This is a genomic window from Halobacteriovorax sp. RT-2-6 (assembly GCF_047085025.1).
Lineage (GTDB): Bacteria > Bdellovibrionota > Bacteriovoracia > Bacteriovoracales > Bacteriovoracaceae > Halobacteriovorax_A.
The window spans coordinates 845,170-859,878 of sequence record NZ_JBKIYH010000002.1 but is presented as its reverse complement, the minus strand read 5'-3'; the positions used below and the strand labels follow the sequence as shown (position 1 = coordinate 859,878).

At 36.8% G+C, this 14,709-nt stretch carries 17 protein-coding genes; 7 read left to right on the top strand and 10 right to left on the bottom strand.

The features are described 5' to 3' along the window. Positions 1–8: 8 nt before the first annotated feature. From ACMAYS_RS12650 to ACMAYS_RS12630, 5 genes are all read left to right on the top strand, one after another. On the top strand, positions 9–809 hold the full coding sequence (locus tag ACMAYS_RS12650) for an aminotransferase class IV (RefSeq protein ID WP_412463412.1): 801 nt from the start codon (positions 9–11) through the stop codon (positions 807–809). 5 nt (positions 810–814) lie between these two features. Next, the gene (locus ACMAYS_RS12645; protein ID WP_199177538.1) at positions 815–1,018 is read left to right on the top strand and encodes a DNA gyrase inhibitor YacG; all 204 of its coding nucleotides are present in this window, start codon (positions 815–817) and stop codon (positions 1,016–1,018) included. Continuing rightward, positions 1,002–1,844 (top strand): inositol monophosphatase family protein, encoded by an 843-nt coding sequence (locus tag ACMAYS_RS12640; protein WP_103217818.1) that lies wholly within the window; start codon positions 1,002–1,004, stop codon positions 1,842–1,844. Before ACMAYS_RS12645 ends, ACMAYS_RS12640 begins: the two co-directional genes overlap by 17 nt. Before the next feature lie 115 nt (positions 1,845–1,959). Further along, positions 1,960–3,018, top strand: a complete 1,059-nt coding sequence (locus ACMAYS_RS12635) for a hypothetical protein (protein ID WP_412463411.1) — start codon at positions 1,960–1,962, stop codon at positions 3,016–3,018. Positions 3,019–3,064: 46 nt separating this feature from the next. Beyond that, positions 3,065–3,829, top strand: coding sequence for a HEAT repeat domain-containing protein (locus tag ACMAYS_RS12630; RefSeq protein WP_103217820.1), 765 nt, complete (start codon positions 3,065–3,067; stop codon positions 3,827–3,829). Here ACMAYS_RS12630 and ACMAYS_RS12625 read toward each other — a convergent pair. From ACMAYS_RS12625 to fabF, 6 genes are all read right to left on the bottom strand, one after another. Next, positions 3,826–4,230 carry a hypothetical protein gene (locus ACMAYS_RS12625; protein ID WP_103217821.1) on the bottom strand — a complete coding sequence of 135 codons (405 nt, stop codon included), beginning with the start codon at positions 4,228–4,230 and terminating at the stop codon, positions 3,826–3,828. The genes ACMAYS_RS12630 and ACMAYS_RS12625 overlap by 4 nt on opposite strands. A gap of 1 nt (position 4,231) precedes the next feature. Continuing rightward, positions 4,232–4,711 carry a transcription antitermination factor NusB gene (nusB, locus tag ACMAYS_RS12620; RefSeq protein ID WP_158246856.1) on the bottom strand — a complete coding sequence of 160 codons (480 nt, stop codon included), beginning with the start codon at positions 4,709–4,711 and terminating at the stop codon, positions 4,232–4,234. After that, complete coding sequence (gene nrdR, locus ACMAYS_RS12615; protein ID WP_021268241.1) at positions 4,686–5,222, bottom strand: transcriptional regulator NrdR; 537 nt, start codon at positions 5,220–5,222, stop codon at positions 4,686–4,688. The genes nusB and nrdR overlap by 26 nt, the downstream gene beginning before the upstream one ends. A gap of 43 nt (positions 5,223–5,265) precedes the next feature. Then, a complete protein-coding gene (locus tag ACMAYS_RS12610; protein WP_103217823.1) occupies positions 5,266–6,849 on the bottom strand; it encodes a YiiX/YebB-like N1pC/P60 family cysteine hydrolase in 1,584 nt (527 codons plus the stop codon). Positions 6,850–6,950: 101 nt separating this feature from the next. Continuing rightward, the gene (glyA, locus tag ACMAYS_RS12605; RefSeq protein WP_103217824.1) at positions 6,951–8,201 is read right to left on the bottom strand and encodes a serine hydroxymethyltransferase; all 1,251 of its coding nucleotides are present in this window, start codon (positions 8,199–8,201) and stop codon (positions 6,951–6,953) included. Between the two features lie 3 nt (positions 8,202–8,204). Next, positions 8,205–9,464, bottom strand: coding sequence for a beta-ketoacyl-ACP synthase II (gene fabF, locus ACMAYS_RS12600; RefSeq protein ID WP_103217825.1), 1,260 nt, complete (start codon positions 9,462–9,464; stop codon positions 8,205–8,207). 224 nt (positions 9,465–9,688) lie between these two features. On the opposite strand from fabF, the gene ACMAYS_RS12595 reads away from it, so the two are divergent. Further along, a complete protein-coding gene (locus ACMAYS_RS12595) occupies positions 9,689–11,278 on the top strand; it encodes a protein-glutamine glutaminase family protein (RefSeq protein ID WP_393057236.1) in 1,590 nt (529 codons plus the stop codon). A gap of 11 nt (positions 11,279–11,289) precedes the next feature. Continuing rightward, the gene (locus tag ACMAYS_RS12590) at positions 11,290–11,547 is read left to right on the top strand and encodes a hypothetical protein (RefSeq protein ID WP_412463410.1); all 258 of its coding nucleotides are present in this window, start codon (positions 11,290–11,292) and stop codon (positions 11,545–11,547) included. 51 nt (positions 11,548–11,598) lie between these two features. Here ACMAYS_RS12590 and acpP read toward each other — a convergent pair whose 3' ends face one another. From acpP to ACMAYS_RS12570, 4 genes are all read right to left on the bottom strand, one after another. After that, positions 11,599–11,823, bottom strand: coding sequence for an acyl carrier protein (gene acpP / locus ACMAYS_RS12585; RefSeq protein WP_021268262.1), 225 nt, complete (start codon positions 11,821–11,823; stop codon positions 11,599–11,601). An 85-nt stretch (positions 11,824–11,908) separates the two neighbouring features. After that, positions 11,909–12,673, bottom strand: coding sequence for a 3-oxoacyl-ACP reductase FabG (fabG, locus tag ACMAYS_RS12580; protein WP_233189709.1), 765 nt, complete (start codon positions 12,671–12,673; stop codon positions 11,909–11,911). 8 nt (positions 12,674–12,681) lie between these two features. Next, complete coding sequence (fabD, locus tag ACMAYS_RS12575) at positions 12,682–13,635, bottom strand: ACP S-malonyltransferase (RefSeq protein ID WP_412463409.1); 954 nt, start codon at positions 13,633–13,635, stop codon at positions 12,682–12,684. A 15-nt stretch (positions 13,636–13,650) separates the two neighbouring features. Next, positions 13,651–14,649 carry a beta-ketoacyl-ACP synthase III gene (locus tag ACMAYS_RS12570; RefSeq protein WP_103217829.1) on the bottom strand — a complete coding sequence of 333 codons (999 nt, stop codon included), beginning with the start codon at positions 14,647–14,649 and terminating at the stop codon, positions 13,651–13,653. Between the last annotated feature and the right edge of the window lie 60 nt (positions 14,650–14,709).

The following is a 14,709-nucleotide window of genomic DNA, read 5'->3' as shown; positions in this document are numbered from 1 at the left end:
GGGAAGTTATGGCACAGGAAGTAATCTATTTTTCTAAAAAAGGCTTAACAGCACGTGATGCATTAATTAATGAGGGAAATCTCTGGGGGAATTCTTTTTTTACAACAATACTTGTTAAAGAGGGAAAGGCGATTTTTTGGGATCAGCATCGTGAAAGATTAGAGAAGTCTTTTCAATATTGTTGGCCTAATGATTTTAGTAAATCTTTAATTGATGAAGTCCAATTGGCCACAGCTAAAATTCTTGATGAGTTTACTTCTATTGCTCATGCTTATCTAAGAATTACATTCTATCGTGAACTATCTGGAAAAATTCAATATTGGATTTGGGCGGTAGAAAAATTGCAATTAACGAGTGCCTTAAAGATTATGTCTCGTTGCTACTATCCTGATCGAAACTTTCCCGACTTTTTAAAGCGCAGTAATTACCAATTTCAATTTCAATTGAGAAAAGAGTGTTTGGCCCAAGGTTATGATGACGTTCTCTTGCTTGATTCTGAATCATATATATTAGAGCTACCTACAGCTAATATTATTTTTAAGAGAGGGGATGAGTATATTACTCCCATTGCTGAGTTTGGTGTTCTTGATGGAATTTCCCTTGAGAGAATTAAGTTTATGCTAGAGAAATTAGGACGTCCGCTAAAAGAGATGCGCGTTCATGCAGCAGAACTACATGAATTTGAAAGTTGTTTTTCTACAAGTTCATTTAATGGCATAAGGCATATTTCAAGTATAGATGAAGTAGCTTATAATGAAGATACACAAATTAAGAAGTTAGTTAACGAGTTTTACGGAGAAATTTGGTGACAAAAGTGTTGAAGGTTAAATGCCCTGAATGCTCAAAAGAGTTTAATTATTATTCAAGTGAATTTCGTCCATTTTGTAGTGAGAAATGTAAAATGGTTGATTTGGGAATGTGGCTTACTGAAAATTATACAGTCGCAAGTAATGAGCCATTATCTGAAAGTGATTTAGAGGCCGTAATTAGAAAGAGACAGGATGAAGAAGATTACTAAGAGTGAACTTATTGCCATTGAAGGTGAGTTGATTAGAATTGCTCGTGGAGCTGGAAGAATTTTAAAACCTTATCAAAAAGATCTTTCAAATTTATCGATTAGTTATAAAGATGCTCAAGGCGCAGTCTCAGCAGCAGATCATGCTTCTGAGGGATATATTATAGATCAGCTCTATAAACTACATTCAGATATTCCTGTATTGGCCGAAGAAGACTTCTATCACAAGTACCAAGGTGATTATAAGCATCTTAAGGAATATCAAGATAGCGACTACCTTTGGGTTATTGACCCCCTTGATGGTACAAATAATTTTGTCCACGGCCTGGAACATTACTGTGTTTGTCTTTCGCTAACTTATAAACTTCAACCGGTCGTTGGGGTAATTTACATCCCTGAAAAAGGTGAGTTTTATTGTGCTACAAAAGGCAATGGAGCATATCTTATGAAGGGCAAAGAAAAGACTCAACTAAAAAAAACGCGCTCAAGAGATCGTGGTTTTCTATTAGCAACAGGCTTTGCCACAGAGAAGGGAAAGCCATTTAATGATGAGTTCAAAAAATTTAAAAAAGTCATGGTTAATATCTCTGCTGTTCGCAGACTTGGTTCAGCGGCCATCGATCTTTGTTATGTGGCCCGTGGAATCTTTGATGGCTTTTGGGAGAAGGGGCTGGCCCCATGGGACGTAGCCGCTGGAAAAATAATTTGTTCAGAAGCTGGTGCAAAAGTAACAGAGTATAATGGTCATGATCATAATATCTTCTCAGAGACAATTATTGTGGGCAGAAATCCCCTTTATGAGAAACTAAATGAAATGGTTTCTGATTAAAAAGCTCGGCCAAACACCTACTTTATAGGTTCATTTTTGCTATTTTTTCATATCTTTTAAATAGCGCTGATTATGTTAAAATAATCAAAGGTTTATATATTAAAAGGATTAAAAAGTGACGAATTCTATCACGAGATTATCAAGAGAAATGATGTACGTTAGTGACAACGTTTTTTATATTTTATTCTCTATTCTTATACTTTTAATTTGTATCATCGTCGTTTATTGGTTTTATACAAGAAAACGTATGCAGGAGTTACAACATCAAATTCCAGCAAATGTTCTAAAGAGCTATCTAGACTCAGTTATTCAAAACTCGAATGCTCTTAAGTCATCTCTTTTTAGAGGCGGTGGATTAGATACAGGAGAGGGGATTCCTTCTGTAGTTCCTGGAGGAAGTCTTCCAACAGGTAATGTTGATGGTGCACAGCTTGCAAGTAAGAATGCAGAAATTGCTGCACTTAATGGACAAATTGCAAATAAGGATTCTCTAATTAGAGACCTTGAAGCACAACTTAATGTTGTAGAGCAATCGGGTTCTAATTCTGATTCAGCTCAAATTATAACAAATCTAAATTCTGAAATTGCACAGTTAAAAGCACAAGTTGAAACTTTAAAAACTGCTAGTGCCACGGCCGGTGATAGTAGTGCTGAAGTATCAGCTCTAGCTTCTGAAAGAGATGAGCTTCAAGCTAGACTTAAAGAATATGAAATGATTGAAGGTGATCTTGCTGACCTTAGAAAGTTTAAGCAAGAAAATGAACAACTTAAAGCGCAATTAGCGGATTCTGGAGCAGCTCCAGTAATGCAAGAGCCTACTGAACCTTCTGAGCCTTCAGAGCCTGAGATTGACTTAACTCCAGAAGCCGAACCTGAGGTTGATCTTTCTCCTGAGCCAGATGAATTTACTTCTCCTGAGGAAGAGCCAGTCGAAGCACCAGAGCCAGTTGAAATTCCTGAACCTGAGACGCTGATGGAAGAAGCTCCTGAGGTTTTCGAAGAATCTTTTGATGAACCGACAATGGATGCAGCCCCTGAACCAATTGAAGAAGCAGAGGCACCTGCTCCTGCGCCAGTGGCCGATGTTGCTGCTGAGAAAGCGCCTGATAATGAATCAGCTGAGCAAAAATCTGCAGAAGAACTTTTAAGTGAATTTGAGAAAATGCTAGGTTAGAATTAATTACTAAAATCTTATAAGTTTATTTGGACAAGGATGTCTTTTGAAAAAACTACTTCTTATTGCAACATTAATTGTTAGTTTTAACTCGTACTCTGCTGTTAATCACAAGGCACATCAAGCTGTCTTAACGCAGAAGCTAGAAAGACAATTCAAGTACAATCTAAAGTCTGCTGAAATGGATAAGCTTAAACAGCAAGTATTAAAGCTTAAAGGAAAGTCAGTAGCGGCACTTATCAATGTAATGAAGAACGAAAAGTATCCGGAGAAAAATCGTTGGATGGCTACTTTCTTACTTGGTAGAGTTATGGGAAAGAAATCAGCTCCATTTATTTCTAAGTTTGCGAAGCATCCTAACTGGGTTATGAGAATGGCCGCTCTAAAATCATTATTAGCTTTAAATCAAACAGATTATAAGGATGTTTATAAGCAATCTCTAAAAGACAATTCTCTAATTGTTCGCTATCAAGCACTAGAGAATGTTAAGAAGTTAAACCTTACAGACCTCGCTCCAAATATTTGGGCCATGCTATATGATAAGAGAAACTATCATATCAATGAAAAACTCAAGTCAACAAAGAGGGCCCATATTGTAAAAGAAATTATTACTACAATAGGTGATCTTAAGTTCGAAAAAGCTAAGAAACCTCTTCTATCAATGATTCAAAAAGAAAAATATTCTGATATTCACAGTGAAATCTCTGATACATTAGAGAAGATTACTGGTAGAAAAGCGCCAAACGGTAACTTAAAAGAGAAGAAACGTTTCTGGTCTAAAATTTCTCAAGCGGCAGTAGTTATCCGCTAGTATTCAAAATGATTAATCTGAAATGATGGGTGATGAAACTTAAAGGCATGTCCTTTAGGTTTTATCACAACGATCTCTTTCTCTTCGATATGAGTTTTCTTCTGAGCATCTAAAACACCAATGAATTGCTTTAATTCAATTTGAGAAGGTGTATTAGGAATTGAAGTGAAAATGATATTGAGTTGTTCACCATAATTCTTTGAAAAGAAGTAATGGCTTAAGCTATCTTTAATTAGATTTTTATTCTTAGACTTTAAAATTCTTTCCTCTAGTGTGCCATCAACGAGATGGTTAATGGCCTCGAGGATTTGAGCAGAACTTTCTTGTTGCTCGTCATAGAGACAGATGACTGCGCCAACTTTTTCATTTATTAATGTGAAGAGTTCGTGCTTTAGTGCCATTTTATTGTGCTTTACTTACCTTATCTAGGATTCCGTTAACAAAGCTTTTAGATTCTTCTTTCCCATAGCTCTTTACAAGGTTGATGTACTCATTGATTGCAGCATTATTTGGAGTATCTTCAAACTTAATCTCATAAGTTCCAAGGCAAATAATTGCTCTTTCAATTGCATCTACTGAATCAAAGCTTCTTTTTAGAATATAAGCTGATGCTGTTTCTTTGATTTCAGGAAAGTTCTTGATAACACCTGTAATTAGTTTATTACCAAAGCTTTGTACGCTTGGGTTGATATCATTATCATGGTGCTCTTCGTCTTCTTTCATGTATGATTCTTCAAACATTTCAATATCGGCCTTAAGCTTTCCAATATCATCTTTATATTCTTCAAGTTCTGTTTTGAAGTCTTTTAAAAATAATTTGTAGATAAATTTAAAAGCAAAACGACGTGCTGCTGACTTATTGTTGAATGCTTGGTTTTTCACTAGTTGAATCCTTATTTAATAAAAACTTTTCTTTTAAATTTCCAAATTGACCGATGCTCTTTTGTAAACTTTCGATGAAACCATCGATGTCTTTAAAGTTCCAATAGAATGAAGCATATCTAACGTAGGCAACAGGGTCTAGCTCGTAAAGCTTTTCCATAACAACTTCACCAACAATTTTCGCAGGAACTTCGATATTGTTCATTTGCGATAGAGTCATCTCAACATCATCAATTAATCGGTTGATTTGTGCCGTAGTTAAAGGTCTTTTTTGACAGGCCTTATTGATCCCTTTCGAAATTTTTTCGCGGTTATATGGCTCTCGTCTTTTGTCATTCTTTACAAGTGCCGGAACTTGAAGCTGAAGCTTCTCATAAGTCGTATAACGAAAGTCACAATTTAGACATGCCCTGCGACGACGAACAGCAAGTCCATCTGACAGATGTCTGGAATCAATAACTTTTGTGTTAGGTGTTTGGCAACTTGGGCAATACATATCTATTTTTAGCATAATATGAATGCATTGCATATTCCCATTTTTACGGTGTGAATATTTATTGAAGAGAAGAGAGCTTTCTGAAATTATCCTCAAGGTCTTCCATTACTTCGTTTCCATCATGGTAGAGAAGAACCGTGAAAAAGTCTTGTTGTTCTCCTGTGCGCTGTGTAATTTTATATGGAGCAACAGCTTCTTGTTTGTACATGTGGGACTTATCCCACTTAATCTGAGGAAAGGATTCAAAGACTAACTGCGCAAATGAAATGCGACTTGTATCTGAAGGGTCCATCTTGTAATCATATGGCTTACCTATATTACTTAGGGCCAGAACAATTCCTTGAGTTGTTTCATGATAAGATAATTTTCTTTTTCGAATTACAGCAAGGTCGTCTTGATTATAGATCGATTCGATACTTTTTAGTTTGATGCCTTCTCTTGTTGTTGTAATAAAGTTGAGGTTTTTAGATTGAATCTCATTACGATACTTAATAATGAGAGGATGCTTAGATAATCCAAGCTTAACGATTTCATCCCAAGAACCAATCCAGATTCCAACATTATCCCAAAAGCGATCGACGACAGCGTTATTAAAGCTATTCTTATTATGAGTAAAAATAATGTCCATTGGTTTAAGTTGATAAACTAAATGGTCTTTTTCTGTTTTTCCTAAATAGGTAACTTGACCACCTGTTAAATTTTCAAATTTGATAGCTTTATTAAAGTAGCCTACATAATAAGTCTTATCTTTAAGTGCCATCGATGAGATTGTATTTTGAAGTGAAGAAGTAATTTCATTCCATCTTTTCTTTTTATTATAGCTCTTAATCAATTCATTATAGACAAGCGTCTCTTCAATAAGTGGATTGATATAATAAGAAATTCTTGTTTTATTTTTAACTTCTTCAAATATTTTTATATCACGATAAATTGCGGCCATCTTTGCTAGTCTCCTATGAGAAGGGGACTTAACAAGCTTGTTGACAAGGTTGTTGTGATAATTTTCAAGCTCTTTTTGAAGAGTAATATCTTTTTCACTTTTTATTGCTTCACGAATTTTATTCTTTAATAGTAAGTGATTTTCATAGATTGCAATATTTGCGATAAAACCAATTTTTATGGCCTTTATAATTTCGGCACCTTTTATGTCATAAGGATTAATGATTGCGTAGTCGATATCTCTTTCTTGTCTTTTAAGCTTTCGTTTTCCCTCAAAATATATTTCTCGTCTTTGTTCAACTAGTGTCGTTTGATTAGTTCGTATTTCAAAACGTGTTGTTGGATCTGTTACCCACGAAATATTTTTTAAAAAAGTATTTAGCTCAGAAGTTATTTTTTGATTCGAATCAAAATACGGTGAAATAAATTTTAGAGAACTCTGATTATTTTTCTTTTGTGCTTTTGCAAAGTCCATTCGCCACACAAGATTTTTTTCAACGGCTTCCTGAAGTTCATAGATAACTTCTTTACTGATCTTGAACTTAGATGGATTGTAGTCTGGTGTTGTTGAAGCGATATAGCGAGATACTGCAGCAGAGTACTGATCATAGGCCATTTCTATTTGATCGACAGTAGAAGCACAAGACGATAACAAAGTTGAAACTAAAATGACTGAAATAAATTTCGAATGAAAATTCCTCACAATATCCCCACAAACTAAATCTCATTTAGTTATCGGCTAATTTAAGAAATTTTATTAATATTAGAGGATAGTAGGCTACTATCCTCTATAAAGTATTGAAATTAGTAGACAGGAAATTCTTTGCAAAGCTTTTCAACTTGCGACTTGATGTCCTTAAGAGCGGCTTCATTCTCTGCATTTTTTAGGGCCTCGACAATCCAAGTACCTATTTGCTTCATCTGCTCTTCACCCATTCCACGAGTTGTAAGTGCAGGTGTTCCGAGACGAATCCCACTTGTTACAAATGGAGATCTTGTATCCCCTGGAATCATATTCTTATTACAAGTAATTCCTGCTTCTTCTAAAGCCTTTTCCGCAACTTTACCTGTAACGCCTGCTGGATCAGTTTTCATAAGGATTAGATGATTATCTGTACCACCTGAAACAATTTCCATTCCTAGCTCAATTAGCTGTTTAGCTAATGCTTGAGCGTTTGTAATAACTTGCTTTTGATATTCCTTATATTGTGGATCAAGAGCTTCTTTAAAAGATACCGCTTTCGCAGCAATAACGTGCTCAAGAGGTCCACCTTGAATTCCCGGGAAAACGTTGAAGTTTATCTTCTTTGCAAGTTCTTCATCGTTTGTCAGGATAATACCACCACGTGGTCCACGTAATGTTTTATGTGTAGTAGACGTTACAATATGCGCGTGAGGAAATGGTGAAGGGTGAAGGCCTGCAGCAACAAGGCCAGCGATATGGGCCATATCAACCATTAAGTAAGCACCAACTTCATCAGCTATTTCTCTGAACTTAGCGAAGTCAATTGTTCTTGGATATGCAGATGCACCAGCTACGATTACCTTTGGTTGGTGTTCTTTAGCAGCTCTTCTTACATCATCGTAATCAATCATTTCTGTTTCAGGATTTAATCCATAAAACTTCACATCAAAATATTTTCCAGAGAAGTTTACCGGTGAACCGTGAGTTAGGTGGCCACCTTCTGATAGATCCATCCCAAGAATTTTGTCTCCCGGAGCAATGATTGAAAAGTATGCGGCCATATTTGCGCTTGAACCTGAGTGAGGTTGTACGTTTGCAAATTTACATCCAAACAATTCACATAGACGATTAATTGCAAGCTGTTCAACTGAGTCAACAACTTCGCACCCACCGTAGTAGCGCTTGTTAGGTAAACCTTCGGCATACTTATTTGTAAGTACTGAACCTTGTGCTTCCATTACTGCAAGTGAAGTATAGTTTTCAGAAGCAATTAATTCTAATCCTTCTTCTTGTCTCGCTAGTTCTTTTTTTGTTAACGAGAAAATTTCCTCATCCATTTTTTCTAGGCTATTGGCGTTTTTATGAAACATTCTTTATCCTTCAATTTTCTTCAGTACTAATGAAGAGTTAGTCGACCCAAAACCAAATGAGTTATTAAGGGCGTATTTAATATCTTTCTTAACTGCCTTATTAGGAGTGTAGTTAAGATCACATTTAGGGTCTTGATTGTCGATGTTAATCGTTGGGGGAATAATCCCGTGGTGAAGAGCTAGAGCTGTAAAGACAGTCTCAACACCACCAGCAGCACCTAAAAGGTGACCAGTCATTGACTTAGTTGAAGATACATTTATTTTCTTTGCATGCTCTTCTCCTAGTACTCTTTTAATTGCACCAGTTTCTGCAACATCTCCAAGTGGAGTTGATGTTCCGTGAGCATTTACGTAATCAATATCTTCTGGAGAAATACCTGCATCTTCGATAGCTTTTTTCATACAACCGTAAGCACCATCACCTTCTGGATGTGGAGCTGTAATATGGTGAGCATCTGAAGTTGCACCGTGACCTACGATTTCTGCATAGATCTTAGCTCCTCTCTTAACTGCACTTTCATATTCTTCAAGAATTAGAACTCCAGCACCTTCACCCATTACAAAACCATCACGATCAATATCAAATGGACGAGAAGCTTTAGTAGGCTCATCAACGCGCTTTGAAAATGCTTTCATATTGATGAATCCACCCATACCTAGGTTACAGATAACAGCTTCAGCTCCACCTGTAATCATTAGGTCATGACGGCCAGAACGAATCTCTTCTACCGCATTTGAAATAGCGTGGCACGAAGATGCACATGCAGATGAAACAGTGTAGTTAACACCCATGAATCCATGTCTAATACTTAAAACACCAGTTGCCATATTTGGAATAATCGCCGGGATGAAAAAAGGTGAGATACGACGTGGCCCACGCTCGACAAATGTCCTTGCTGTTTCTTCTGTAATTGGAAAACCACCAATACCAACTCCAAGGATTGCACCAACTTTGTACTTATCGAAATCCTCTAGGTTTGCACCTGAGTCTTTTAGGGCCTCTTCAGTTGCGTGAAGAGCAAAGTGAATGAAGCGGTCATATTTTTTCGCTTCACGAGCTTCCATGATATTTTCATCTAATTCGAAGTTTTTAACTTCTCCAGCAATTTTGATTGCTAGATCTGGAATAGGGAAGCTTTCAGCTTCTGAGATTCCTGATCTTCCTTCGATTAGTCCATTCCAAACATCTTGTGTGTTGTGACCTAATCCACAAATTGTTCCAAGGCCTGTGATAACAACACGTTTATTACTTCTGTTACTCATATATATTCCTTTATCTTCCTTTATTTATTCTTCAATTCTACTAAGTTTTTTTCCTAGTATTTGATAATTTTGCAGGCATTTTGACAAGGCATAGAGGGTCTTAATTTTTACGCTTTTCAAGCATTACTGTTTAATTTTTAACGTAATTTCAGTAGGTTGAACACTTTATTCATTTTTATCGTTAATAAGTTAATATTTTTAAAGGCTTATACGATAAGACTGCCATGAAAAAGATTAACCTATTAATTTTATCAATTTTATCTGTTTACACTTTTGGCGCAAAGGTTTCCGTTGAATTTGCCAATGATATGCGCTTTGACAGCTGTAATGCTCCCGCAGAAGTTCCGGTTGTCATTTGTGAAGATGGTGACTCGCAGGTCGTTCTTCAGCGAAATCAAAGTGGTCACCTATTTGGGATTTATCGCAATGGAAGCACCAAGGAAACTGAGCTTTTTCCTGTTAGGACGATTAGCGATGGAAAAGAAATTATTTTTCATAATGCCAATAGTAAGCAATTTGTTTCTCAAAGAGCAGTACAAGAATTTGATACACCGGCCGCTCGTATCCAAGCAATGGATGAGGCCCAAAAATCTATCTTCTCACTTATTAGAAATATTGATCCTTCCCAAGAAGAAATTAGGGATAGCCTACAGAATATCTTAGAAGGTGTTGAAGACGATATTGAAAATCAAAATGAAAAGGTGACTCAAGCATACACAAAGATGTGGGTCCAAGATAATAATAACAAAAATCATCAGTGTGAGATGGCCACTAAGTGTACTATTAAAAAGTGTGGCGATAATCACTACATAATCTTTGATCCAGCTCGTAATGTGTATATGCCTATCAATTACTCTCGCGATACGAGAGGTAATGCTCAGTTCACTAAGAACGATAGTTATATCAAGTATGCTCGTACTCTTGGTGGTGCTGTTATTGAGAGAAATGAAGAGTATGAGAAGTCACGTCTTACTGTTCAAAGAAAGGCACCTGAAGCGATGGGGCACAACTCCACAACTTTCTTCAGCATGCAGGATGCTGGATTTAGCGACTACCTAAAAACAGTTCTTCCTCATTGTCCAAAAGAGATTCAGGGAGATATTATCGGCCTTGGAAGGCAATCGGTGCGCGAAAGAGATAATTTAGACTTCGTTCATCTTGTTGATGTCGTAAACGGAAATATCAATAGCCAGTATATCAATCGCCAGTTCTTACCAAAGAATAGCTGTCGCGATGGTGATAGTTACTATGCTGCTGATTCATATGAAAAAGTTCAAGACTATCGTCCACGTGCTAGTGGTGTTATCTCGATTCAAAAAGCAAATGAGCTTTTTAAGAAGGCCCGTGCAATGGAAGGGATGGCCTGGCAGTACGTACAAGACGGATGCTATGCTCGTTCAGAACTTATGGTTAATATGTTTGAAGAAGAAGGTGTTATCGCAGATAAGGCCTGGGCATCAGGAAAACTTAAAATTCCTAATCAGCAATATCCTTACTGGAGTTATCATACGGCACCTGTTGTTTATGTTGATAATGGAAGAGGCGGAGTTTCAAAGATGATCATTGATCCTGCTATTGCTTCAAAACCGATTCATGTTAATGAGTGGCTAGAGACAATGGGAGCAGATGCTTCTAAGGTCGATCATGTGGGGTTTCCTCCAAGTTTAGATGCTGTGAGTGTAGGTAAGACTGCTTTTGGAATTGCTAGTAGGGAATCATATCACCCGCAAACTGCGGCCAATATGATGAGCCGTGAAGCAAGATCAAAGGCAGCTAAGGAACTACTAGCAAATTATGAGAAGAGAATTCTTTAGGAATAAGTAAAATGAAAAAAATAATTCTTTGTACATTACTAAGCTTTGTATCTACTTATGCAGCCAATCTGGCCACATCACAATACCATGTCTCAACTTTTAAGTTAGAGAAAGATGAAATTACTGTTAGCTTCGTGGAGAGTGCTCCCTTTTACCGAGCGAGTAAAAAAGATGCGAAGTGCTTTCAAAAGGCAATTAAGTCAAAAGAGAAGGTTGAGATTAAGTACGATTACAAAACTTTTCAAATACAAAGCTGTAAAAATTTATAAAAAGAAAGCCTGCTATAAGCAGGCTTTTTTTATCTAAGAATTATTTTTTGATTATTGCTTAGACTCTAGGTACTTAACTACGTCTTGAACAGACTTAAGTCCTTCTGCATCTTCTTCTGGAATTTGAATATCAAATTCATCTTCCATCTTCATCATAAGTTCAACGATGTCTAGTGAGTCTAGGTTTAGATCGTCTACGAATGAAGTTGTTGCATTGATTTTTGCGATATCGATTTTTGTTTGATCCGCTACTAGTTGAATTACTTTTTGTTCCATATTTGTCTCCTAATAAATATATTAAGTTATAAACTCAATTTCTCTCTCTTATATAAAAATTTAATTTTAGTATATTAATATTTTTCTAGATATAAAGTCCACCGTCAATTTTAATAACTTCACCAGTAATATATCCTGACGCTTGGCTAAGTAGGAAGCAAACTAGGTTTGATACATCTTCCGTTGACCCAAAGCGTGAAGTTGGAATTGAAGCTATATAAGCTTCTTTCGCCTTTTCTTCAAGAGCATCAGTCATATCCGTTTCAATAAATCCTGGACAGATAGCGTTACAACGAATGTTGCGACTAGCTAATTCTTTGGCAATTGATTTTGTTGCACCAATAAGCCCTGCTTTAGAAGCTGCATAAGCTGTTTGAGAAACGTTACCCATTAAACCAACAACTGAGCTCATATTAACAATTGATACATTTTCAGCTTTTAAGAATCCACGTGAACAGATACTTGTTAGCATGATAGCACCTTTAAGGTTTGTATCGATAACTGCGTCTAGGTCAGCCTTTCTCGTTCTAAGCAGAAGAGTGTCTTTTGAAACACCCGCATTATTTACAAGACCTTCAACTGGACCAAATTCCTTAACAAAGTCATTTACTGCCGTCTTCATTTGCTCTTCATTATTTAGATCGAACATTAGGCCAGTTACATTTGAAGCACCAAGCGCTTTAAGTTGCGACTCAACTTCTTTAGCAACATCTTCTTTTCCTTCACGGTAGTTGAAGATAACGTGTGCGCCTTGAGAAGCAAGTGATTTAGCGATATCTAGTCCGATACCACGGCTTGCTCCTGTTATTAAAACTTTCTTGTTCTTTAAATCGTTATAAGTTGCAATCATATTTGCTCCTAAGAGTTTAGTGCTTCTCTTAATTCATCAAAGGCACCATCTTTGTCTAAAGAGATAACTTTGATATTACGGTTAATTTTTCTTGCTAGTCCCATTAGAACTCGTCCTGGTCCAACCTCAACACAAAGAGTGTCATCATCTAGGCTTGCAAAACTTTGAGTCCAAAGAACTGAACCATCAATTTGCTTGATCAGGTTCTCTTTTACAACTTCACCGTCTGTACCAATTTGATACTTTTTGGCGTCAATATTGGCAATATAAGGAATTGTCGTTTTATTAAAAGTTACGTCATTAAAAAATGCTGCCATATTTTCTCTCGCTGGTTTCATAAGACTAGAGTGGAATGGAGCACTTACTTTCAGCTCAACTGTTTTATGTGGTTCAGAGAAGTTTTCTGAAATCCATGCAACGGCCTTGTCACATGCGTCTGCATGTCCCGAAATAACGATTTGTCCTGGCTCATTAAAGTTTGCAGGCATTACTTCATTGCCTTCAGTTGAAACTTCTTTACATGCTTTTTCAACGATATCCGCAGGAACTCTCATTACTGCATACATTTTTCCCATTCCCGCAGGAACAGCTTCTTGCATATATTTTCCACGATTGTGAACAGCTCTTAGTGCATCTTCAAAGCTTAGAGCACCAGCTGCAACAAGTGCAGGGTATTCACCAACTGAGTGTCCAAGTACACATGAAACTTCAATGCCTGCTGCATCTAAGATCTCTTTAGCTTTTTGAAATAGGCCAATTGAGTAAGTCAGAATTGCTGGTTGAGTGTTTTGTGTAAGAGTTAGCTCTTCTTCAGGGCCTTCAAGCATAATTTTTGAAAGGTTGTATCCAAGAGCTCCATTTGCTTCTTCAAGTAATTCAAATGATGGGTGTCCTTCAAGACTTTTTCCCATTCCTACGTATTGTGATCCCTGACCAGGGAAAATTAAAACAACTTTTTTCATAATATAAAACCTTAATTAATATCTAAGTAGAGTTGCTCCACTAGTTAAACCTGCACCAAACGCATCTAGTAATAGTAGCTGACCACGTTTGATTCTTCCATCAACAATTGCTTCGTGCATTGCGATTGGAACAGTTGCCGCCGATGTATTTGCGTACTTATCAATATTAACAATTACTTTCTCTGGGTTGATTCCTAGAAGTTTTCCTGTTGTTTCGATGATTCTTACGTTTGCTTGGTGAGGGATTAACCAATCAACTTCTTCTAAGTCTTTACCTGCTTTTTCTAAAACTTTTTTAGCATTTTCGGCAAGAGTTCTCGTTGCTACACGGAACATTTCTTTACCTTTCATTTGCATAAAGTGAGTTCTCTCGTTTAGGTGTTGAGATGTAATTGGATCAACTGCTCCACCAACTGGTTGGTCAAAGAATTCTTTACCTGCACCATCTGCACCTAATTCAAGTGAAAGGATATCTGAGTCATCACCATCTTCGTTTGCACCAACAATGGCAACACCACAACCATCTCCAAAAAGAATACAAGTGTTACGATCTTCCCAGTTCACTTCTCTAGATAACATTTCCGAACCAACAACAAGTGCATTCTTAATTGCACCCATGCGAATAAGTCCTGTCACCATATTTAAACCGTAAACAAATCCAGAACATGCTGCTGCAATATCAATGGCCGCACACTTATTTGTGATTCCTAGCTTTTGTTGAAGAATACAAGCTGTATTTGGAAGTTTATAATCTGGAGTAACCGATGCGAAGATAATCATATCAATATCATTTGGCTCAAGGTTTGCCGCTTTAAGTGCATCTTGAGTTGCATGGTAGGCCATATCACTTGGCCACTCGCCACCTTCTGTTGAGCAAATATGACGCTGACGGATTCCCGTTCTTTCATAAATCCATTCGTCACTTGTTTCAACCATACTTTCTAGGTCGACATTTGTTCTAACTTCTTTTGGAGCGTAGATTCCAGTTCCTTTAATCTTTACTTTAATATCCATTTAAATTCCTAATCTTGGTAATAAAAAATTGCGCCTATTTTATTGAGTATAACAATGATG

Bases quoted from the DNA above. Each gene is read 5' to 3' on its own strand.
- ACMAYS_RS12650 (WP_412463412.1), top strand. From the start codon at position 9: ATGGCACAGGAAGTAATCTATTTTTCTAAAAAAGGCTTAACAGCACGT.
- ACMAYS_RS12640 (WP_103217818.1), top strand. From the start codon at position 1,002: ATGAAGAAGATTACTAAGAGTGAACTTATTGCCATTGAAGGTGAGTTG.
- ACMAYS_RS12625 (WP_103217821.1), bottom strand. From the start codon at position 4,230: ATGGCACTAAAGCACGAACTCTTCACATTAATAAATGAAAAAGTTGGC.
- nrdR (WP_021268241.1), bottom strand. From the start codon at position 5,222: ATGCTAAAAATAGATATGTATTGCCCAAGTTGCCAAACACCTAACACA.
- glyA (WP_103217824.1), bottom strand. From the start codon at position 8,201: ATGTTTCATAAAAACGCCAATAGCCTAGAAAAAATGGATGAGGAAATT.
- fabF (WP_103217825.1), bottom strand. From the start codon at position 9,464: ATGAGTAACAGAAGTAATAAACGTGTTGTTATCACAGGCCTTGGAACA.
- ACMAYS_RS12595 (WP_393057236.1), top strand. From the start codon at position 9,689: ATGAAAAAGATTAACCTATTAATTTTATCAATTTTATCTGTTTACACT.
- ACMAYS_RS12590 (WP_412463410.1), top strand. From the start codon at position 11,290: ATGAAAAAAATAATTCTTTGTACATTACTAAGCTTTGTATCTACTTAT.
- acpP (WP_021268262.1), bottom strand. From the start codon at position 11,823: ATGGAACAAAAAGTAATTCAACTAGTAGCGGATCAAACAAAAATCGAT.
- fabG (WP_233189709.1), bottom strand. From the start codon at position 12,673: ATGATTGCAACTTATAACGATTTAAAGAACAAGAAAGTTTTAATAACA.
- fabD (WP_412463409.1), bottom strand. From the start codon at position 13,635: ATGAAAAAAGTTGTTTTAATTTTCCCTGGTCAGGGATCACAATACGTA.
- ACMAYS_RS12570 (WP_103217829.1), bottom strand. From the start codon at position 14,649: ATGGATATTAAAGTAAAGATTAAAGGAACTGGAATCTACGCTCCAAAA.